A 17,441-nucleotide genomic window follows, 5' to 3' on the forward strand; every position below is an offset into this window, starting at 1 on the left:
TAGTATGAAAAAGCCCGTTTTAGCATCATTGCTTTTTTTCTGTTTCTTAGCGGCATCCGGTAATGCCTTTGCACAGACAAAACTATATCCCAACGAGTTCCCTTTGCGGGATGTAACCTTACTTGACGGTCCGTTCAAACATGCCCGCGATTTAAATATTCAGGTCTTGCTGAAATATGATGTTGATCGCTTGCTGGCCGGTTACAGGAAAGAAGCCGGACTACCCGCGAAAGCGAAGAGTTATGTCAACTGGGACGGCCTGGACGGACATGTGGGTGGCCATTACCTGTCGGCTTTAGCTATCAATTATGCTGCAACGGGCAATGCTGAATGCAAAAAACGGATGGACTACATGATTGCCGAGCTGAAAGCCTGTCAGGATGCAAATACCGCTAAAAATAGCGATTGGGGCAAAGGGTACGTGGGAGCTGTTCCCAACAGTAAAGTCATCTGGAGCACATTTCAGAAAGGCGATTTTGCTGCTTTTCGTGCGGCATGGGTTCCCTGGTACAACGTGCATAAAATGTATGCCGGACTCCGGGATGCCTGGTTATATACCGGAAACGAGCAAGCTAAAACGATGTTCCTTAAGTTCTGTGACTGGGCAATTGCGGTTACCGCATCGCTTTCCGAAACTCAGATGCAATCGATGCTCGATACCGAACACGGTGGCATGAATGAAGTGCTTGCCGATGCTTATCAGATGACCCTCGATAAGAAATACCTCACTGCGGCGGAACGTTTCTCGCATAAAATGTTGCTCGATCCGATGTCGCAAAGCAAAGATAATCTGGACAACAAACACGCCAATACGCAGGTGCCGAAAGCAATTGGATTTGAACGGATAGGGGAGTTGAGCAACGATGCCACTTACCTGCAAGCCGGAAAATTCTTTTGGGAAACGGTAACTACGAACCGTACCCTTGCGTTCGGAGGAAACAGCCGTCGCGAGTTTTTCCCAAGCGTTGCTTCCTGCACCGATTTTGTGAACGATGTTGAAGGTCCCGAGTCGTGCAATTCGTACAACATGCTCAAACTCACCGAAGATCTTTTCCGCCTGCATCCGTCGGCGAACTACGCCGATTATTACGAACGAACCATGTACAACCATATTCTTTCGACCCAACATCCCGATCACGGCGGATATGTCTATTTTACTCCGGCGCGTCCGCGTCACTACCGCGTCTATTCGGCTCCCAACGAAGGAATGTGGTGCTGCGTGGGTAGCGGCATGGAAAATCACGGAAAATACGGACAGTTTATCTATACCCATCAACACGATTCACTGTTTGTGAACCTATTTGTTGCTTCGGAACTGAACTGGAAGGAAAAAGGGTTGAAAATCAGACAAACGACCAGTTTCCCGAATGAAGAGAAAACGAAACTGACGGTTACTGCCGGAAACGCCCGTTTCAAACTGATGATCCGTTATCCTTACTGGGTGGCCGATGGTGCACTCAAAATAACGGTCAACGGGAAAGCGGTTGCTTATACCGCTCATCCGTCGTCATATGTTGCTGTTGAACGGACATGGCAACAAGGGGATGTGGTAACGGTTGAACTTCCGATGCACAACTCTGTGGTACAATTGCCCAACGTACCCAACTATATTGCCTTTATGCACGGTCCGATTGTGCTTGCTGCCAAAACCGGCACGAATGATCTTACCGGATTGGTGGCCGGAGACAGCCGTTGGGGTCATATTGCCGGAGGTAAAAAAATGCCGTTGAACGAAGCTCCCGTTATTATTGAAGATAACGAGTCGACTTTGGCCGATAAAATTACTCCTGTAGCTGGAAAACCGATGACATTCAGTTTATCGGGCATCAAAATGGCAAATAAGATTGATGCGCTGCTTGAACCATTCTACAAGATTCACGATGCACGCTACGAAATTTACTGGATGCGTCTGTCTGACAGTCAGTATCGCTCTTATGCCGATTCGCTAGCTCAGGTAGAACAGCAAAAGCTGGCTTTGCAAAAGCGTACCGTGGACTTTGTCGCTCCGGGCGAACAGCAACCCGAGGCTGACCATTTTATTCAGAAAGAAAATTCCAATACAGGCAACAATCAGGACGAGTTTTGGCGTGATGCCCGCGATGGTGGTTATTTCAGCTATCGCCTGAGCACCAACAAGGAGACGAATCTGAGCCTGTCAATCCGGTATTGGGGTAACGAAAGGGGACCGCGAAACTTCGATATTTATATCGACGATGTGAAGCTGACTTCGGAGAACCTCTCAGGCAAATGGAACAGCAATAAATTTCAGAACGTGGAATATCCAATTCCTGATGCTGCCGTTGCCGGGAAAGACTTTGTCAGAGTGAAGTTTGTTCCTCAACAAAAAAATATGACGGCATCCATCTATTATATCCGACTATTGAGAGAGTCGAAGTAAAATGATTTTATAGGAATATACGACATGAATAGAAAATGCTGTGTTTTATTGTTTTTGTTGATTTTTTGTGGTGTCGGAGCTCAACAAAAAGAAAGTACTCCGTTCACCAATCCAATGATGTGGGCCGATGTGCCCGATATGTCGATTGTAAGAACCAGTAATGATTTTTACCTGATAAGCACCACCATGCACCTGATGCCGGGAGCACCGGTAATGAAATCGAAAGATTTGGTGCACTGGGAAATTGCAAGTTACGTGTTCGATAAACTGACCGATACTCCGAGTTACGACCTGAATGGAGGAACCGTTTATGGTCGCGGACAGTGGGCATCGTCCATCCGTTATCACAACGGGAAATACTACGTGCTTTTCTCTCCAAACGATAAGCCGTTTCGGGCATATATTTATTCCACCACCGATCCGTCGAAGGATAAATGGCAATTGGTAACCCGTACACAACATTTTCACGACGCGTCTCTTTTCTTCGACGACGATGGTCGCGTCTATGTATTTTCGGGTACCGGTTCGTTGCGGGAGCTGAAAAGCGACCTCTCGGATGTAAAGCCGGATGGAGTGAACATGACCATTTTCAAACGCGATTCGGAAGAGACCGGTTTGTTGGAAGGAAGTCAGGTTATAAAGCACAATGGCAAATATTATCTGTTGATGATTTCGTGGCCTAATGGTAAGCCCCGCCGACAGGTTTGTTACCGGGGCGATAACATTACCGGGCCGTATGAAAAGAAGGTGATTTTACAGGATAATTTTGCCGGATTTCCTTATTGCGGTCAGGGATGTATTACCGACGATACCAACGGCAACTGGTACGGACTGATTTTTCAGGATCGCAACGGGGTGGGGCGTGTACCGCTCCTGATGCCGGTTCGCTGGGTAGATGGATGGCCGATGCTGGGCGACGAAAATGGAAAAGTGCCTCTGAATTGGGCAACGCCATTGAAACCCTACGACAGTGGAAAACGCATTGTGGAAAGCGACGATTTTTCGGATAAAAAATTAAAAATCAACTGGCAGTGGAACCATAATCCGGTAGATGCAGCCTGGTCGCTGACCGAACGAAAAGGTTTTCTCCGATTAAAAACGAGCAGGGTAGTCGACAATCTGTTTGCAGCACCCAATAGCATTACGCAGCGTATGGAAGGACCTAAATGCAGCGGTGTGGTGTCGTTGGATGTGTCGAAAATGAAAGACGGAGATGTTGCCGGATTCAGCGCCTTTAACGGCGATGCCGGTGTTTTATCGGTCGTCATGGGAGGTAATAAAAAATACCTGACAATGGCCGGAAATTCTGTGTCACTGGAGAATTCTACCAAAGCAATTAAAGGTGTGAAGGTAGACGAAAAAGCCCGTATTGAATTGACCAGAAAGGTTATCTATTTGCGTATTGACGGCGACTTTAACCTGAACAAGGATTTGGCAACCTTCTATTACAGTTATGACAATAAAAACTGGCAGCCGATTGGTACGGAATACAAAATGATTTTCGATTATCGCCGGATGTTTATGGGGAGTAAATTTGCGATCTTCAATTATGCAACCAAAGCCCTTGGTGGCTATGTCGATGTGGATTTTTTCAATTACAACAGGATACAATAAAGATATATTATACCATGAAAATCAAAGTTCTATTTATTGTTTTTGCCCTTTGTTGCGGTGCAGCTCAGGCACAGGAGTCGTACAGTTCTCCTGTTCGTTCGAACAATGAACCGGTAGCTCCGGGCAAATTCGAGCCAACGTGGCAATCGTTGTCGCAATATCAGACGCCCGAATGGTACCGAAATGCTAAATTCGGCATCTGGGCGCATTGGGGACCGCAATGCCAGCCGGGGCAGGGCGACTGGTATGCCCGCTCGATGTATAATGAGGGAAGTTATCAGTATAAATGGCATGTAGAGCATTACGGGCATCCGTCGAAAGCCGGGTTCAAAGAGGTGATTAATAGCTGGAAGGCTGAAAACTGGGATCCTGAAAAATTAGTGGCTCTTTACAAGCGTGCCGGCGCTCAATACTTCTTTGCCATGGCTAACCATCACGATAACCTGGATATGTGGAACAGCAAATATCAGGAGTGGAATACGGTAAGGGTAGGTCCGCACAAAGATATTCTGGCCGGCTGGGCAAAGGCGGCTAAGGATAATCATTTGCCGTTTGGTTTGAGTGTCCATGCGGCTCATGCCTGGTCGTGGTACGAAGTGGCTCAACGATCCGATAAACAAGGTGAACTTGCAGGCGTTCCGTATGATGGCAAACTTACCAAAGCCGATGGAAAAGGAACGTGGTGGGAAGGTCTCGATCCGCAGGAATTGTATGCTCAAAACCATCCGTTGAGCGAAGGTAGCGACAATATCACTAAAATACATAGTCAATGGGATTGGGGCAATGGCGTTGCTATTCCGTCGCAGGAGTATTGCGAGAAATTTTACAACCGAACCGTCGACATGATTAATCAGTTTCATCCTGATTTGTTGTATTTCGATGATACAGCTTTGCCGCTTTATCCCGTCAGTGATGCCGGACTGAAAATTGCTGCTCATTTTTATAACAGCAATATGGCATTGCATAAAGGGAAGCTGGAAGCTGTTTTGTTTGGTAAAATATTGACAGATAACCAGAAGAAATGCATGGTTTGGGACGTGGAGCGCGGTGCTCCGGATAAAATACAGGATCTTCCCTGGCAAACCTGTTCGTGTATAGGCGACTGGCATTACAATACTTCTGTTTATGAAAACAATCGCTATAAATCGGCCAAAGATGTGATTCAGATGCTGATTGACGTGGTAAGTAAAAACGGTAACCTGCTTTTGAATGTCCCTGTGCGCGGCGACGGTACTATCGACGAAAAGGAAATTGCCGTGGTGGAAGGAATAGCAGCTTGGATGGACATCAACAAGGAAAGTATTTTCGATACCCGTCCGTGGAAAATTTTTGGAGAAGGACCGGCTGCCGAAGCCAAAAATCCGATCAATGCACAGGGCTTTAACGAAGGAAAAATTAAATTTTCGGCCAAAGATATCCGGTTCAATCAAAATGGAAAGATTCTGTACGTAACGGTTATGGGAGCTCCGGATGCCAATGTGGTTGTTAAAAACCTGAAGACCGACGGACAAAACAAGATCAGGAAAATCGAATTGCTTGGCAGCAATGAGAAAATTAACTGGAACCAGAACTCCGAGGGCTTGACAATCGGGAAACCGAACCGGATTCCGAATCCGATTGCTATTGTTTTCAAGGTTTACCAACAGTAACACTTCATATTAATATCAACACCAACACTTACTTCATTCGATGAAAAACTTCAGATATCAACTATCCTGTGCTGTAATTATCCTTGCATGCTTGCTGTTTTCTACAACTTCGCAGGCTGCCAAAGGGGGTAAAAAAATCAGTTCCGATCTTTTCGGATTGTTTTTTGAGGACATCAACTACTCTGCCGATGGCGGGTTGTATGCAGAAATGGTACAGAACCGTTCGTTCGAATACAATCCTACCGAGCAGAAAACGTGGAATCCCTTTTCGTATTGGGAATATGTTGCTCCCGGATTTTCTTATGGCAGAATCAATGTAGAAACAGCTGCGCCCATCCATCCCAACAATCCGCATTACGTGTTGCTGGATATCGAACATATAGGACATGAGGCAAAATATACAGGTATTTCGGGCGTGGGAATAAAGAATTCCGGTTTTGAGGGCATGGTAGTAAAGGCGGACGATAAGTATAATTTTTCTATGTTTGCCCGTCAGCTTGGAAACGAACCGGTGTCATTTACCATCTGTCTCCAAACATTGAAAGGAAAAATTCTTGCACAGACGACCGTATCGGTGGCTGCTTCCGATTGGAAAAAATATACTGCAACTCTTACTCCCTCGGCGAATTGCGATACCGCCAATCTGGTCGTGTTGGCTACCAATACAGGAAAAGTGGGATTGGATATGATTTCGTTATTCCCGGAAAAAACATTTAAAAACCGTGAGAACGGAATGCGTGCCGATTTGGCACAAATGCTGGCCGATATGAAGCCTCGCTTTATCCGTTTCCCGGGTGGTTGTTTGGCGCATGGTGATGGATTAGGCAATATGTATCGTTGGAAAAACACCATCGGTCCGCTCGAAACCCGCAAGGAACAACGCAATATTTGGGGCTATAATCAAACTGCGGGGCTGGGCTATTACGAATATTTCCGTTTTTGTGAAGACATCGGTGCCAAACCTCTTCCCGTTTTGCCGGCAGCTGTAAGTTGTCAGAATTCGGGAGGTACATGGCAGGTAGGAGGAATCGGTCAAAAGGCGTTGCCGATGAACGAAATGCAGGAGTACATTCAGGAAGTGCTGGATCTGATTGAATGGGCAAATGGTCCTGCAACATCCGTCTGGGGAGCCAAACGTGCCGCTGCCGGTCATCCTGCTCCGTTCAATCTGCAGTATGTTGGCATTGGCAATGAGGATAAGATTACTCCCGAATTTGAAGAGCGTTTCAAAATGATCTTTGCAGCTGTCAAAGCAAAACATCCTGAGATTACGGTAGTGGGAACTGTAGGCCCGGCTCCCGATGGTGAAGACTTTACCAAAGGATGGAAGCTGGCTGATGACCTGAAAATTCCTATTGTAGACGAACACTATTATACTAGTCCAGAATGGTTTATCTCTCATCAGCATCGTTATGATGCTTATAAACGCAATGCGACTGAGGTTTATCTGGGCGAATATGCTTCGTGGGGAAACAAACTGCGCAATGCGATCGCTGAGGCGGCGTATATGACTGCACTCGAACGAAATGGCGATGTAGTACGCATGGCTTCGTATGCTCCTTTGCTGGCAAAAAAAGATTTTACACAGTGGAAAACCGACATGATCTTTTTTGACAATGTAAAGATCAATCCGACTCCGAATTACTATGTGCAGAAGATGTTCTCGGCCAATCAGGGCGATTATTATTTCGACAAAGTGATTGCGAAAGACGAAAAGGATGTGAATCTGGCGGCATCTTGTGTGCGTGACAGCAAAACCGGTGATGTCATATTGAAAATGGTCAACTTCGGAAGCGCTCCAAAATCGATGAAAATCAATTTGGGTCAGTTCGGAACGATTATTCCGCAGGCCGAGCAGACAGTTTTGAGCGGGGATGCCAATGTCGAAAATACGTTTGATAATCCGCAAAATGTACTCCCGGTAGCATCGACGGTCAAGATCGGAAAATCATTCCAATATTCGGCTCCGGCCATGTCATTAACTGTGGTTAGAATCAAAACAAAAAAATAAATCTTAATACCAGACCTCTCCTCCCAACCTCCTCCCCCGAGGGGAGGAGGAGTAAGGCTGTAGGATTGTTAGAATTTAATTTATATTGCAGATTTTTCCCCTCTCTCTCTGGAGAGGGGTAGGGGAGAGGTCATAGAGTGCAAACAGCTATACATTAATGTCTTAATTATCTAATTTATATAATCTTTATTGCCATGCACCATAGAAAGAGCCTCATGCTGGTTGTCTTGGTTGCCTTGTCTACATGCATTTCTTTTGCTCAGACGTGGACCGCCGACAACGGTAATGGTACTTATACCAATCCTCTGTTTTACGACGAGTTCTCCGATCCTGATATGATTCGTGTGGGAGATGATTTTTATCTTGCAGGTACCACCATGCACGCTATGCCGGGAGTGGTCGTGATGCACTCCAAAGACTTGGTTAACTGGGAATTCTTAGGTTATTGTTTCAAAAATCTGAATTTAGGAGATGATTTTAATCTCGAAAATGGTAAGGAGGCATACGGACAGGGTATTTGGGCACCGTGTATCCGCTATCACAACGGTATGTTCTACATTTTTACCAACGTGAATAACCATGGGATGCAGGTATTTGTGTCCAAAGATCCCAAGGGGCCGTGGATACATAAACCGCTCAATATAGAGATTTATGACTTATCCATTCTCTTTGACGAAGATGGGAAAATTTATGCCGTTTACAAATACAACGAGGTTCACTTGGTTGAGCTAAAACCCGATTTTAGCGGCATTGTCGAAGGGAGCGACAAGATTATTATTCCTGCCGGGAACAATATGGGCGAAGGTCATCATATGTACAAAATAAAGGGCAAATATTACATTATCAGTGCCAACTATTCTCCCACAGGGCGTATGCAGTGTGCCCGTGCCGACAAGCCTTACGGTCCGTATGAAACCACTGTTATAAGAGCCGAAGAGACCTTCGGTTTTCAGCGGGGATGGTTAACGGATAATGTAGGTCTTGGGTCCAAGGTTCCGGCTTCCGGTTTTAAATTCAAACTTACTCCGGCTGCCGACAATTATTTCGGTGCTGTGCCAATGCATCAGGGCGGTATTGTCGATTTGCCCAATGGCGACTGGTGGGGATTTTCGATGATCGACTTTATGTCGGTGGGACGCACCACATGCTTGTCGCCGGTTACCTGGCAGGATGGCTGGCCCTATTTCGGACTTCCGGGCAATCTGGGCCGTTCGCCTCGTACCTGGCTCAAACCCAATGTGGCTGCACAGACGATGCCCTCAGCTCCTTATCAGCGCAACGATGATTTTTCAGGTCCAGCACTGCAATCCGTTTGGCAGTGGAACCATAATCCGGTGGCTACCAAATGGGAGCTTAACAAGAAAAAAGGAGCATTGCGGTTGCATACTTTGCCTGCCAACGATTTTCTTTGGGCAAAAAATACCTTGACCCAACGCGTCATTGGCCCAGAGTCGTATGCCACAGCCGTGCTGGATGCAAGTGCTTTGAAACCGGGTGACTATGCGGGTTTGGCTTATTTGAATATGCCTTATGCCAGTGTGGGTGTAATGAAGAATGCTGACGGTTTTGTACTTCGTTTCTACGATCAATACAAAAACAGGACTATTGAAGAAAAATTGACCTCCGGCAAAATAAGTCTGCGTGCATCCGGCGATTACGAAAAGGACATTGCTCAGTTTAGCTATAGCACCGATGGAACGAACTTTACCAACATCGGTGATTCTATCCGTTTACCGTATCAATTGAAAACTTTCCAGGGTTCGCGTTATGCCTTGTTTGCCTATAATACGCTGGGCAAAGAAGGCGGATATGCCGATTTTGAAGATTTCAAACTTGTGGAGCCGCTTGCTGACCGTTCGCACAATATTCCTGTTGGGAAAATAATTACCATGATTAATTTAGGAACAGATGCTCCGGTATGGGCTAATCCCCACGGAATGATGCACTCTTCAACAGCGGGTTCCAAAGAAGCTCAGGGTGGCGGATGCCAGTTCCGGGTGCACGACAGAGGTAAGGGTAGGGTAGCGCTGGAAGCATTGAATGGCACCGGCTTCCTTACTGTTGTGGGTATCGGTATTTCGGGTGATGTGCGGCTGATGAAGCAGGAATCGGACGGAGGCTTATTTCAGTGGGAGGATATGTTGCACAATCAATGCATGTTGCTGTCGTTGAAAACCAATCGTTACGTAGGGCTGACTCCGGGAACCGGCGAACCGTACGCTGCCGATCGCCCGGGAACGTTACCCAACCGCAAGGATGGAACGGTATTGAGTTGGAAAATTGTTGGAGAATAGTTGTTGATAAGATTTGTTATAAAAAAACAAGAGTGCATTTAAACCAAGTGAAAGAAAAGCTATCTAATCGACAATACATACTTTGTCTGTTTAAGGTCTATCTGTTTATCAGATCTTAAACAGACAGGTGATATATCCCCGAATTAAGCGGGATTTTTTGAAGATATAAACCTTTCTACTGACGACGTATTATTCCCGGGTGGCTTTGCTTTCATTCTTTTGAAGCAACAGAAGTTTTTTATATGGCACCCGAAGATGCCTGTCTCTTTGAGGCAGGTAGCTCTTGTAATACGTTTATTCTAAAAATAATATACTAGAAGCCATTGTTTTTGAAATAAAACATTGGTTTGTTTGGCTAAAAACAATTGGCATTTGCTGATTGATGAGATGTTGCATCATCAATAATCCATTTTTCAAGGCCCTTGAAGATGATGAAATGGTGTAACACGGAGTTTAATAAGACCTTAAAAAGAAAATTATTATCAGATGAAAAATTTTATTTTGCTATGTGTCTGTTTATTGAATGTCACAATACTTTCTGCGCAGGACAGTAAAGCCCATAATCCCATTATATATGCTGATGTGCCCGATATGTCGATGATTCGTGCGGGCGATACCTATTACATGAGTAGTACTACGATGCACATGAATCCGGGAGTGCCAATCATGAAATCGAAAGACCTTGTCAACTGGAAGATGGTAGGTTACGCTTATTCTACTCTCGGCAATATGGATGCTCTGGATCTGAATAATGGTAAGAACAACTACGGGAAAGGCTCCTGGGCTAGCAGCCTCCGTTACCATAACGGGACTTATTACATTGCAACATATGCTCAAACTACCGACAAAACGTATATTTTCAGAACCAATGACATTGAAAAAGGTAATTGGAAGGTGAGTGAATTTAAGCCGGGATATCATGACTGCACACTTGTTTTTGACAATGATCGAGCCTACTTGATAACTGGGGGGGGCAAGTTGCGTATTATCGAACTGAACGATGATTTGACCGGTGTGAAAGAAGGAGGGTTAAATCAAATACTTATCGAAAATGCAAGCGCACCTGCCGGAAATGTCATGCTTCCTGCTGAAGGATCTCAGTTGTTCAAACATGATGGCAAATTCTATTTGTTCAATATATGCTGGCCGCGCGGCGGAATGCGTACCGTTCTTGTTCATAGAGCCGATAAGCTTACCGGGCCCTGGGAAGGCAGAGTCGCTTTTCAGGATCAGGGTGTGGCTCAGGGTGGTATAGTAGATACTCCTGATGGAAGATGGTTTGCTTATTTGTTTCAGGATCACGGAGCGGTCGGTCGCATTCCGTATATCGTACCCATGAAGTGGGAAAACGGATGGCCGATGATTGGTGTAAACGGAAAATTGCCGGAATCGCTCGATCTTCCTGCAAGCAAAGGCATCAATCCGGGTATTGTCGCATCTGACGAATTTACCCGCAAACCCGGCGAACCTGCTTTGCCATTGGTTTGGCAGTGGAACCACAATCCCGATAACACTCTTTGGTCGGTAACGAAACGCAAAGGCTATCTGCGCCTGACAACCGGACGCGTTGACACTCTGTTCTTGCAGGCAAAAAATACGTTGACACAACGTACTTTCGGTCCGGTTTCTTCTGGCATTACGGCTATTGATGTAACGAATATGAAAGAGGGTGATTTTGCCGGCCTTGCCCTTTTGCAGCGAAAATTCGGGCAGGTAGGGGTGAAGTTTGCTAATGGCACCAAATCGATTGTAATGGTAAACGGTTCGGCACGGGTTCCGGTTGAGGCACAAACTGTTCCACTGACACAGAAAATAGTTTATTTGAAAGCGGAGTGCGATTTCAGGGATAAAATCGATATCGGATATTTCTTCTACAGTCTCGATGGTAAAACGTGGCTTCCGATAGGCTCTCAACTGAAAATGGAGTATTCGATGCCGCATTTTATGGGTTATCGCTTTGGTTTGTTCAACTATTCGACCAAAACCCCGGGCGGTTATGTCGATTTCGATTATTTCCGTATTTCCGATAAGATTTCCAAATAACTCCTTGAAAAAACTGTTATGCGAAAATTAAGTCTTGGCCTGGTTGTTTTGTCCTTCTTGTTGGCAACTATGCCGGCTAATTCCAAAGGGAAATCAAACACTTCAACTCCACGTACGCCGTTGATGGGGTGGGCGAGCTGGAACCAGTTCGGAGCAAAAATTGACGAGGCGCTGATAAAAAAACAAGCTGACGCAATGGTTTCATCGGGTCTTGCCGCTGCCGGATTCCGGTACCTTAATATTGATGACGGCTTTTTTAATCTTCGCTATCCGAACGGAACCCTGCGTATCGATTCGATCAAGTTCCCTAATGGAATGAAATATCTGGCCGATTATATCCATTCAAAAGGATTGAAAGCAGGATTTTATAGCGAAGCCGGCGAGAATACCTGCGGGTCGCAGTATAGCGGACAACCCGGAGGCGTTGGCGGTGGACTTTACGGTCACGATCAGCAGGATATCGATCTCTTCTTCAAAACCTGGGGATTTGATTTTCTGAAAGTGGACTATTGCGGCGGATTGAAGCAAAAACTCGATGAGAAAACCCGCTACACCGCAATCCGTAAGGCAATGAACAATACCGGCCGTACCGACATCAACTTCAATGTTTGTCGCTGGCAATTCCCCGGAACATGGGTAACTACCATTGCCGATTCGTGGCGTATGTCGCAGGATATCAATTTTGTTCCCGGATCGAAGGCGCGATGGAAAAGCATTATCGGCATCATCAACCAGAATAAATTTCTGGCTCCGTATGCTAGTCCGGGACATTACAACGATATGGATATGCTGGAGGTAGGACGTGGTTTGTCGTTTGAAGAAGATAAAAGCCATTTTGCCATGTGGTGTATTCTCTCTTCGCCGTTGGCTCTGGGGCTCGACATGACCAAAATCAGCGACGAAACCAAATCGATTATTACCAACCCCGAAGTAATTGCCGTTAATCAGGATCCGACCGGTTTGCAGGCTCATCTGCTGTTCGAAAAAGATAGTGTACAGGTGTGGGCAAAACATCTCAACGGTCGCCAAAGCAAAGAGTTTGCGGTAGCGCTGCTCAACTTAAAGACAACACCGACCTCGGGCTCCGTTAGCTGGAAAGATCTCAATATTATAGGTGCTGCCAAAGTACGTGATCTCTGGGCTCGTACCGATTTGGGAACCATGGAGTCGGAATATACGGCTACCATTCCCGCGCATGGCATATCGTTGGTGAAGGTGACAGCACAAAAAACGAAATTGCAGGACGTCTTTGAGGCCGAATATGCCTGGATCAACAACTTTAACCTGACGGAGAATAGTGAAATTGTTCCCGATCAGGCAAGGCCGCTGACGGATGCGGCTTGTTCCGGAAAAACCAAAGTAATCAAAATCGGCAACCGCGAAGATAACTATATTGAGTTCCGCGATGTGTATGCAGCAGCTGCCGGAAATTATACGCTCACTTTGTATTACACTTCCGAAAATACCAAAACAGCAACGCTTTCTGTCAACGAAAAGAAAATCCCGCTTGCCGGTCTGAATTCGGGCGGGAAAGGTGTGGTGGCAAAGAAGTCGCTTTCGGTGAAACTGAACAAAGGATACAATACGATACGGATTTCCAATGCAAAAGGATGGGCTCCTGATATTGATAAGATTGAAATTAACCTGAATAACAATAAATTGTAACAAATTTCTGATAACCATAATACAAATGAAAAACAATAAGATGAAATTGATTTTTGGCGCTATGCTCGGACTGTTAGCTGTTTCTTATGTGACTGCTCAAAATCCGATTATCCGCAACCAGTTTAGTGCAGACCCCACAGCACGTGTTTTCAACGGAAAAGTATACCTCTACCCATCGCACGACATACCTACGCCTCCAGATAAAAACCTACGGAAAGATTGGTTTTGCATGGCCGATTATCACGTGTTTTCGTCCGATAATCTTACGGATTGGACCGATCACGGAGTGATTGTTACGCAGACCAAAGTGCCCTGGTTGACCAAGATCAATTACGATATGTGGGCACCCGATTGTGTGTTCAAAAATGGCAAATATTATTTCTACTTCCCTGTTGGAGGCAGAGTCGGCGTAGCTACAGCTGATAAGCCTGAAGGTCCTTATACAGTACTGGACAAACCGGTGGAAGGTATTCGTGGTATCGACCCTTGCGTACTTTTGGACAAAGACGGTAAAGCCTACATTTTTACAGCCATGGGGCGTATCAGTGTTGCCAAACTCAAAGATAACATGATTGAAGTGGATGGACCGGTACAAACTATCACCAATCTACCTACCAAAGGGCTAATTGAAGGTCCGTTTGCGATGGAACGCAATGGCAAATATTACCTCACCTATCCGCACGTTGCCAACCAAATCGAACGCCTCGAATATGCCATGAGCGACAGTCCTATGGGACCTTATCAGCCGGTTGGAGTCATCATGGACGAATCTCCGTCGAACTGCTGGACCAATCACCATTCTATCGTCAACTACAAAAATCAGTGGTATCTCTTCTATCACGACCGCGACTACTCTCCCAAGTTTGACAAAAACCGTTCGGTAAGAGTCGATAGCCTGACATTCAATGCCGATGGTACTATCAAAAAAGTTATTCCTACGTTCCGTGGTGTTGGTTTGTCGGATGCTACGAAAGAAATTCAACTAGATCGTTACAGCAAAATCAGCGAAAAGGGAGCAACGATTGCATTTCTTGATACAGCCGATACATTCAAAGGCTGGAAAACGATTTTCGATGCTTCGGGAGCTTGGGTGCAATATAATGCTGTGAACTTTGCCAAGAAAGGTGCCAAGTCGCTTCAGGTTAGAGCAACATCAGCAACAGGAGGCTCTTTGCAATTGAAACTTAACGATGCTAATGGAGCCGTTGTTGCCAAAATCAATGTTCCGAAAAGTAGTGACTGGACAACCATTAAAGTTCCTGTTTCCGGCGTGAAAAAAGGAGTTTACAACTTGTGTGTTGTTTCGCAGGATAGCAAACCGGTTGAAGTCGATTGGATACGATTCGAATAGAAGCAATTAAGGATTAACTTATGAATTTTAAAAATCTATTTGCCGGAAAATATGCACTCGTGGGTAGCTTACTTCTTTGTCTGAGCTGTTTAGGATTGCAGGCGCAGAATTCCTACAATTCGCAACCGGCATCGACCAATGTGCCGGGAGCCGAATACCCCCGCCTTGATTCTCAATTACGGGGAATCTTTCGGGTCAGTGCTCCGAATGCTCAGAAGGTTGAATTGAACCTTGGCAAAAAATATGAAATGACAAAGTCGTCCGATGGATTTTGGATGGTAACCACCGATCCCTTGGTGGTTGGCTTTCATTATTACACGATTTTGATTGACGGTGTTTCCGTTGCCGATCCGTCGAGCGAATCATTCTTTGGCGGAAGTAGCATGCAGAGTGGCATAGAGGTGCCCGAAGCTGGAGTCGATTATTATCTTCCCAAAAATGTTCCTCACGGGAAAGTGGAATCGGTGATTTACTATTCGAAAAATGAAAAACGTTATCGTCGCTGCTTTGTTTATATTCCCCCCGGATATGATAAAAACCCGAATGTCAAATATCCCGTTCTTTATTTGCAACACGGTATGGGAGAAGACGAACGTGGCTGGTCTATTCAGGGAAAGATGAACAATATTGTCGATAATCTGTTGGCTGAAGGAAAGTGTAAGCCGATGATTATTGTGATGGATAATGGCAATATCGCTTATATGAAAAAGCGTCCGGCAATGCCGGCTCCGGGAGCTTCGGAAGAAAGTAGAAAGGAATTTACTCAGTTTCTGATGAATTTCGGGAGTGATTTTTATCCCATTTTCCTGGATGATCTGGTTCCGTTCATAGATTCAAATTTCCGCACGCTGCCCAATCGGGAAAGCCGTGCGATGGCTGGTTTGTCGTTCGGTGGTTTTCAGACACTGACCATAACCCTTGCACATCTCGATAAATTCTCATATATCGGAGGATTCAGTCCCGGGTTAAACGATCAGGCGATCCAAACTATTTATAAGGATGTTCCTGCATTTAACCGTATGGTGAAGACATTCTTTCTGAGTACTGGTTCTGTTGAACGCGAAGGCAACTCAAACATTAAGGATTTGCATGAAGCGCTTGACAAAGCAGGGGTAAAGAATGTCTATTACGAGTCACCGGGAACGGCGCACGAATGGCTTACCTGGCGCAGATCTTTACATGAATTTCTACCACTATTATTCAAATAAATGTACGTTTTTATCAACCATAATTAACATATTATAACCATGAAAATCAAAATGTTAGCTGTTGCTTTTGCGACAGTACTTACCAGTAGTGTTTGCTTGGCTCAGGCAAACCAATCTGCCGTTATCGAAGATTTCAAACCTTCAACATGTAATCAACCGGGACAAATGTACCCACAGGTAAATTCACAGGGTTATGCCCGTTTTCGTGTAGTGTCTCCTCAGGCTCAAAGCATTGTAGTAAGCCTCGGATTGGGTGGCGCTAAAGGCGGAACTCCTCTTACCAAAGCAGAAGACGGTTCGTGGATGGGAACAACTGCCGGCCCGATGGACGAAGGTTTCCACTACTATCACCTGACCATCGACGGTGGCGTATTTAACGATCCGGGCGCAATGAATTACTACGGTTCTACCCGTTGGGAAAGCGGTATCGAAATTCCGGCTCACGACAAAGATTTTTATGCCCTGAAGGATGTTCCTCACGGTAACGTACAACAAATTCTGTTTCCTTCCAAAAGCACCAACACTTCACGACGTGCATTTGTTTATACTCCTGCCGGATACGACAAAAATGCAAAGACAAAATATCCTGTTTTGTACCTGCAACATGGTTGGGGCGAAGATGAAACTGCGTGGAGCAACCAGGGACATGCCAATCTGATTATGGATAACCTTATTGCCGAAGGTAAAATCAAACCGTTTATCATTGTAATGACTTACGGTATGACCAATGATGCTAAACCCGTTACTATCGGCAGTTTCAGCTATGTTCCTTTCCAGACTGTGCTTGTTGACGAATTGATTCCTTATGTGGATGCCAATTTCCGTACACTTGCCAATAAAGAAAACCGTGCTATGGCTGGTCTTTCTATGGGTGGTATGGAAACCCACGCGATTACACTTGCTCGTCCCGATGTATTTTCTTACTACGCATTGTTGAGTGGAGGTACTTACAATCCTGCAGAACTGAAAGGTAAAGCAACTCCTAAACTGATCTTCATTAGCTGTGGTAGCCGTGAAAATCCTGATATGGTTAAAAAAGCTGCCGTTACTTTGAAAGAAGCCGGTTACAATGCGGTCTCTTTTGTTTCCGAAAATACAGCTCACGAGTTTCTTACATGGCGTCGTAGCCTGAAAGAACTGGCTCCAATGCTTTTCAAATAAAACAAGTATCTGATATTTTGCCTGATAGCCTGAAAGGCATTATTTTC

At 45.4% G+C, this 17,441-nt stretch carries 10 protein-coding genes; all 10 read left to right on the top strand.

Translation table 11 applies throughout. The features are described from left to right. The first annotated feature begins 4 nt into the window (after nucleotides 1–4). Nucleotides 5–2,398 (top strand): glycoside hydrolase family 127 protein, encoded by a 2,394-nt coding sequence (locus tag F8N35_RS12890; RefSeq protein WP_293053738.1) that lies wholly within the window; start codon nucleotides 5–7, stop codon nucleotides 2,396–2,398. Between the two features lie 24 nt (nucleotides 2,399–2,422). Further along, a complete protein-coding gene (locus tag F8N35_RS12895) occupies nucleotides 2,423–4,012 on the top strand; it encodes a glycoside hydrolase 43 family protein (RefSeq protein WP_293053741.1) in 1,590 nt (529 codons plus the stop codon). A gap of 14 nt (nucleotides 4,013–4,026) precedes the next feature. Then, the gene (locus F8N35_RS12900; protein ID WP_293053744.1) at nucleotides 4,027–5,661 is read left to right on the top strand and encodes an alpha-L-fucosidase; all 1,635 of its coding nucleotides are present in this window, start codon (nucleotides 4,027–4,029) and stop codon (nucleotides 5,659–5,661) included. Between the two features lie 40 nt (nucleotides 5,662–5,701). Beyond that, the gene (locus tag F8N35_RS12905; RefSeq protein ID WP_293053747.1) at nucleotides 5,702–7,672 is read left to right on the top strand and encodes an alpha-L-arabinofuranosidase C-terminal domain-containing protein; all 1,971 of its coding nucleotides are present in this window, start codon (nucleotides 5,702–5,704) and stop codon (nucleotides 7,670–7,672) included. A gap of 194 nt (nucleotides 7,673–7,866) precedes the next feature. Beyond that, the gene (locus tag F8N35_RS12910; RefSeq protein ID WP_363928388.1) at nucleotides 7,867–9,966 is read left to right on the top strand and encodes a glycoside hydrolase 43 family protein; all 2,100 of its coding nucleotides are present in this window, start codon (nucleotides 7,867–7,869) and stop codon (nucleotides 9,964–9,966) included. Between the two features lie 486 nt (nucleotides 9,967–10,452). Beyond that, nucleotides 10,453–12,009 carry a glycoside hydrolase 43 family protein gene (locus F8N35_RS12915; RefSeq protein ID WP_293053750.1) on the top strand — a complete coding sequence of 519 codons (1,557 nt, stop codon included), beginning with the start codon at nucleotides 10,453–10,455 and terminating at the stop codon, nucleotides 12,007–12,009. A gap of 18 nt (nucleotides 12,010–12,027) precedes the next feature. Beyond that, nucleotides 12,028–13,674, top strand: coding sequence for an alpha-galactosidase (locus tag F8N35_RS12920; RefSeq protein WP_293053753.1), 1,647 nt, complete (start codon nucleotides 12,028–12,030; stop codon nucleotides 13,672–13,674). A 25-nt stretch (nucleotides 13,675–13,699) separates the two neighbouring features. Continuing rightward, nucleotides 13,700–15,025, top strand: coding sequence for a family 43 glycosylhydrolase (locus F8N35_RS12925; protein WP_293053756.1), 1,326 nt, complete (start codon nucleotides 13,700–13,702; stop codon nucleotides 15,023–15,025). 20 nt (nucleotides 15,026–15,045) lie between these two features. Next, entirely contained in the window at nucleotides 15,046–16,233 is a 1,188-nt protein-coding gene (locus tag F8N35_RS12930; protein ID WP_293053759.1) for an alpha/beta hydrolase-fold protein, read from the top strand. Between the two features lie 39 nt (nucleotides 16,234–16,272). After that, on the top strand, nucleotides 16,273–17,394 hold the full coding sequence (locus F8N35_RS12935; protein WP_293053761.1) for an alpha/beta hydrolase-fold protein: 1,122 nt from the start codon (nucleotides 16,273–16,275) through the stop codon (nucleotides 17,392–17,394). Nucleotides 17,395–17,441: the final 47 nt, after the last annotated feature.

Source organism: Paludibacter sp. (assembly GCF_009712605.1).
Taxonomy (GTDB): Bacteria; Bacteroidota; Bacteroidia; order Bacteroidales; family Paludibacteraceae; genus Microbacter.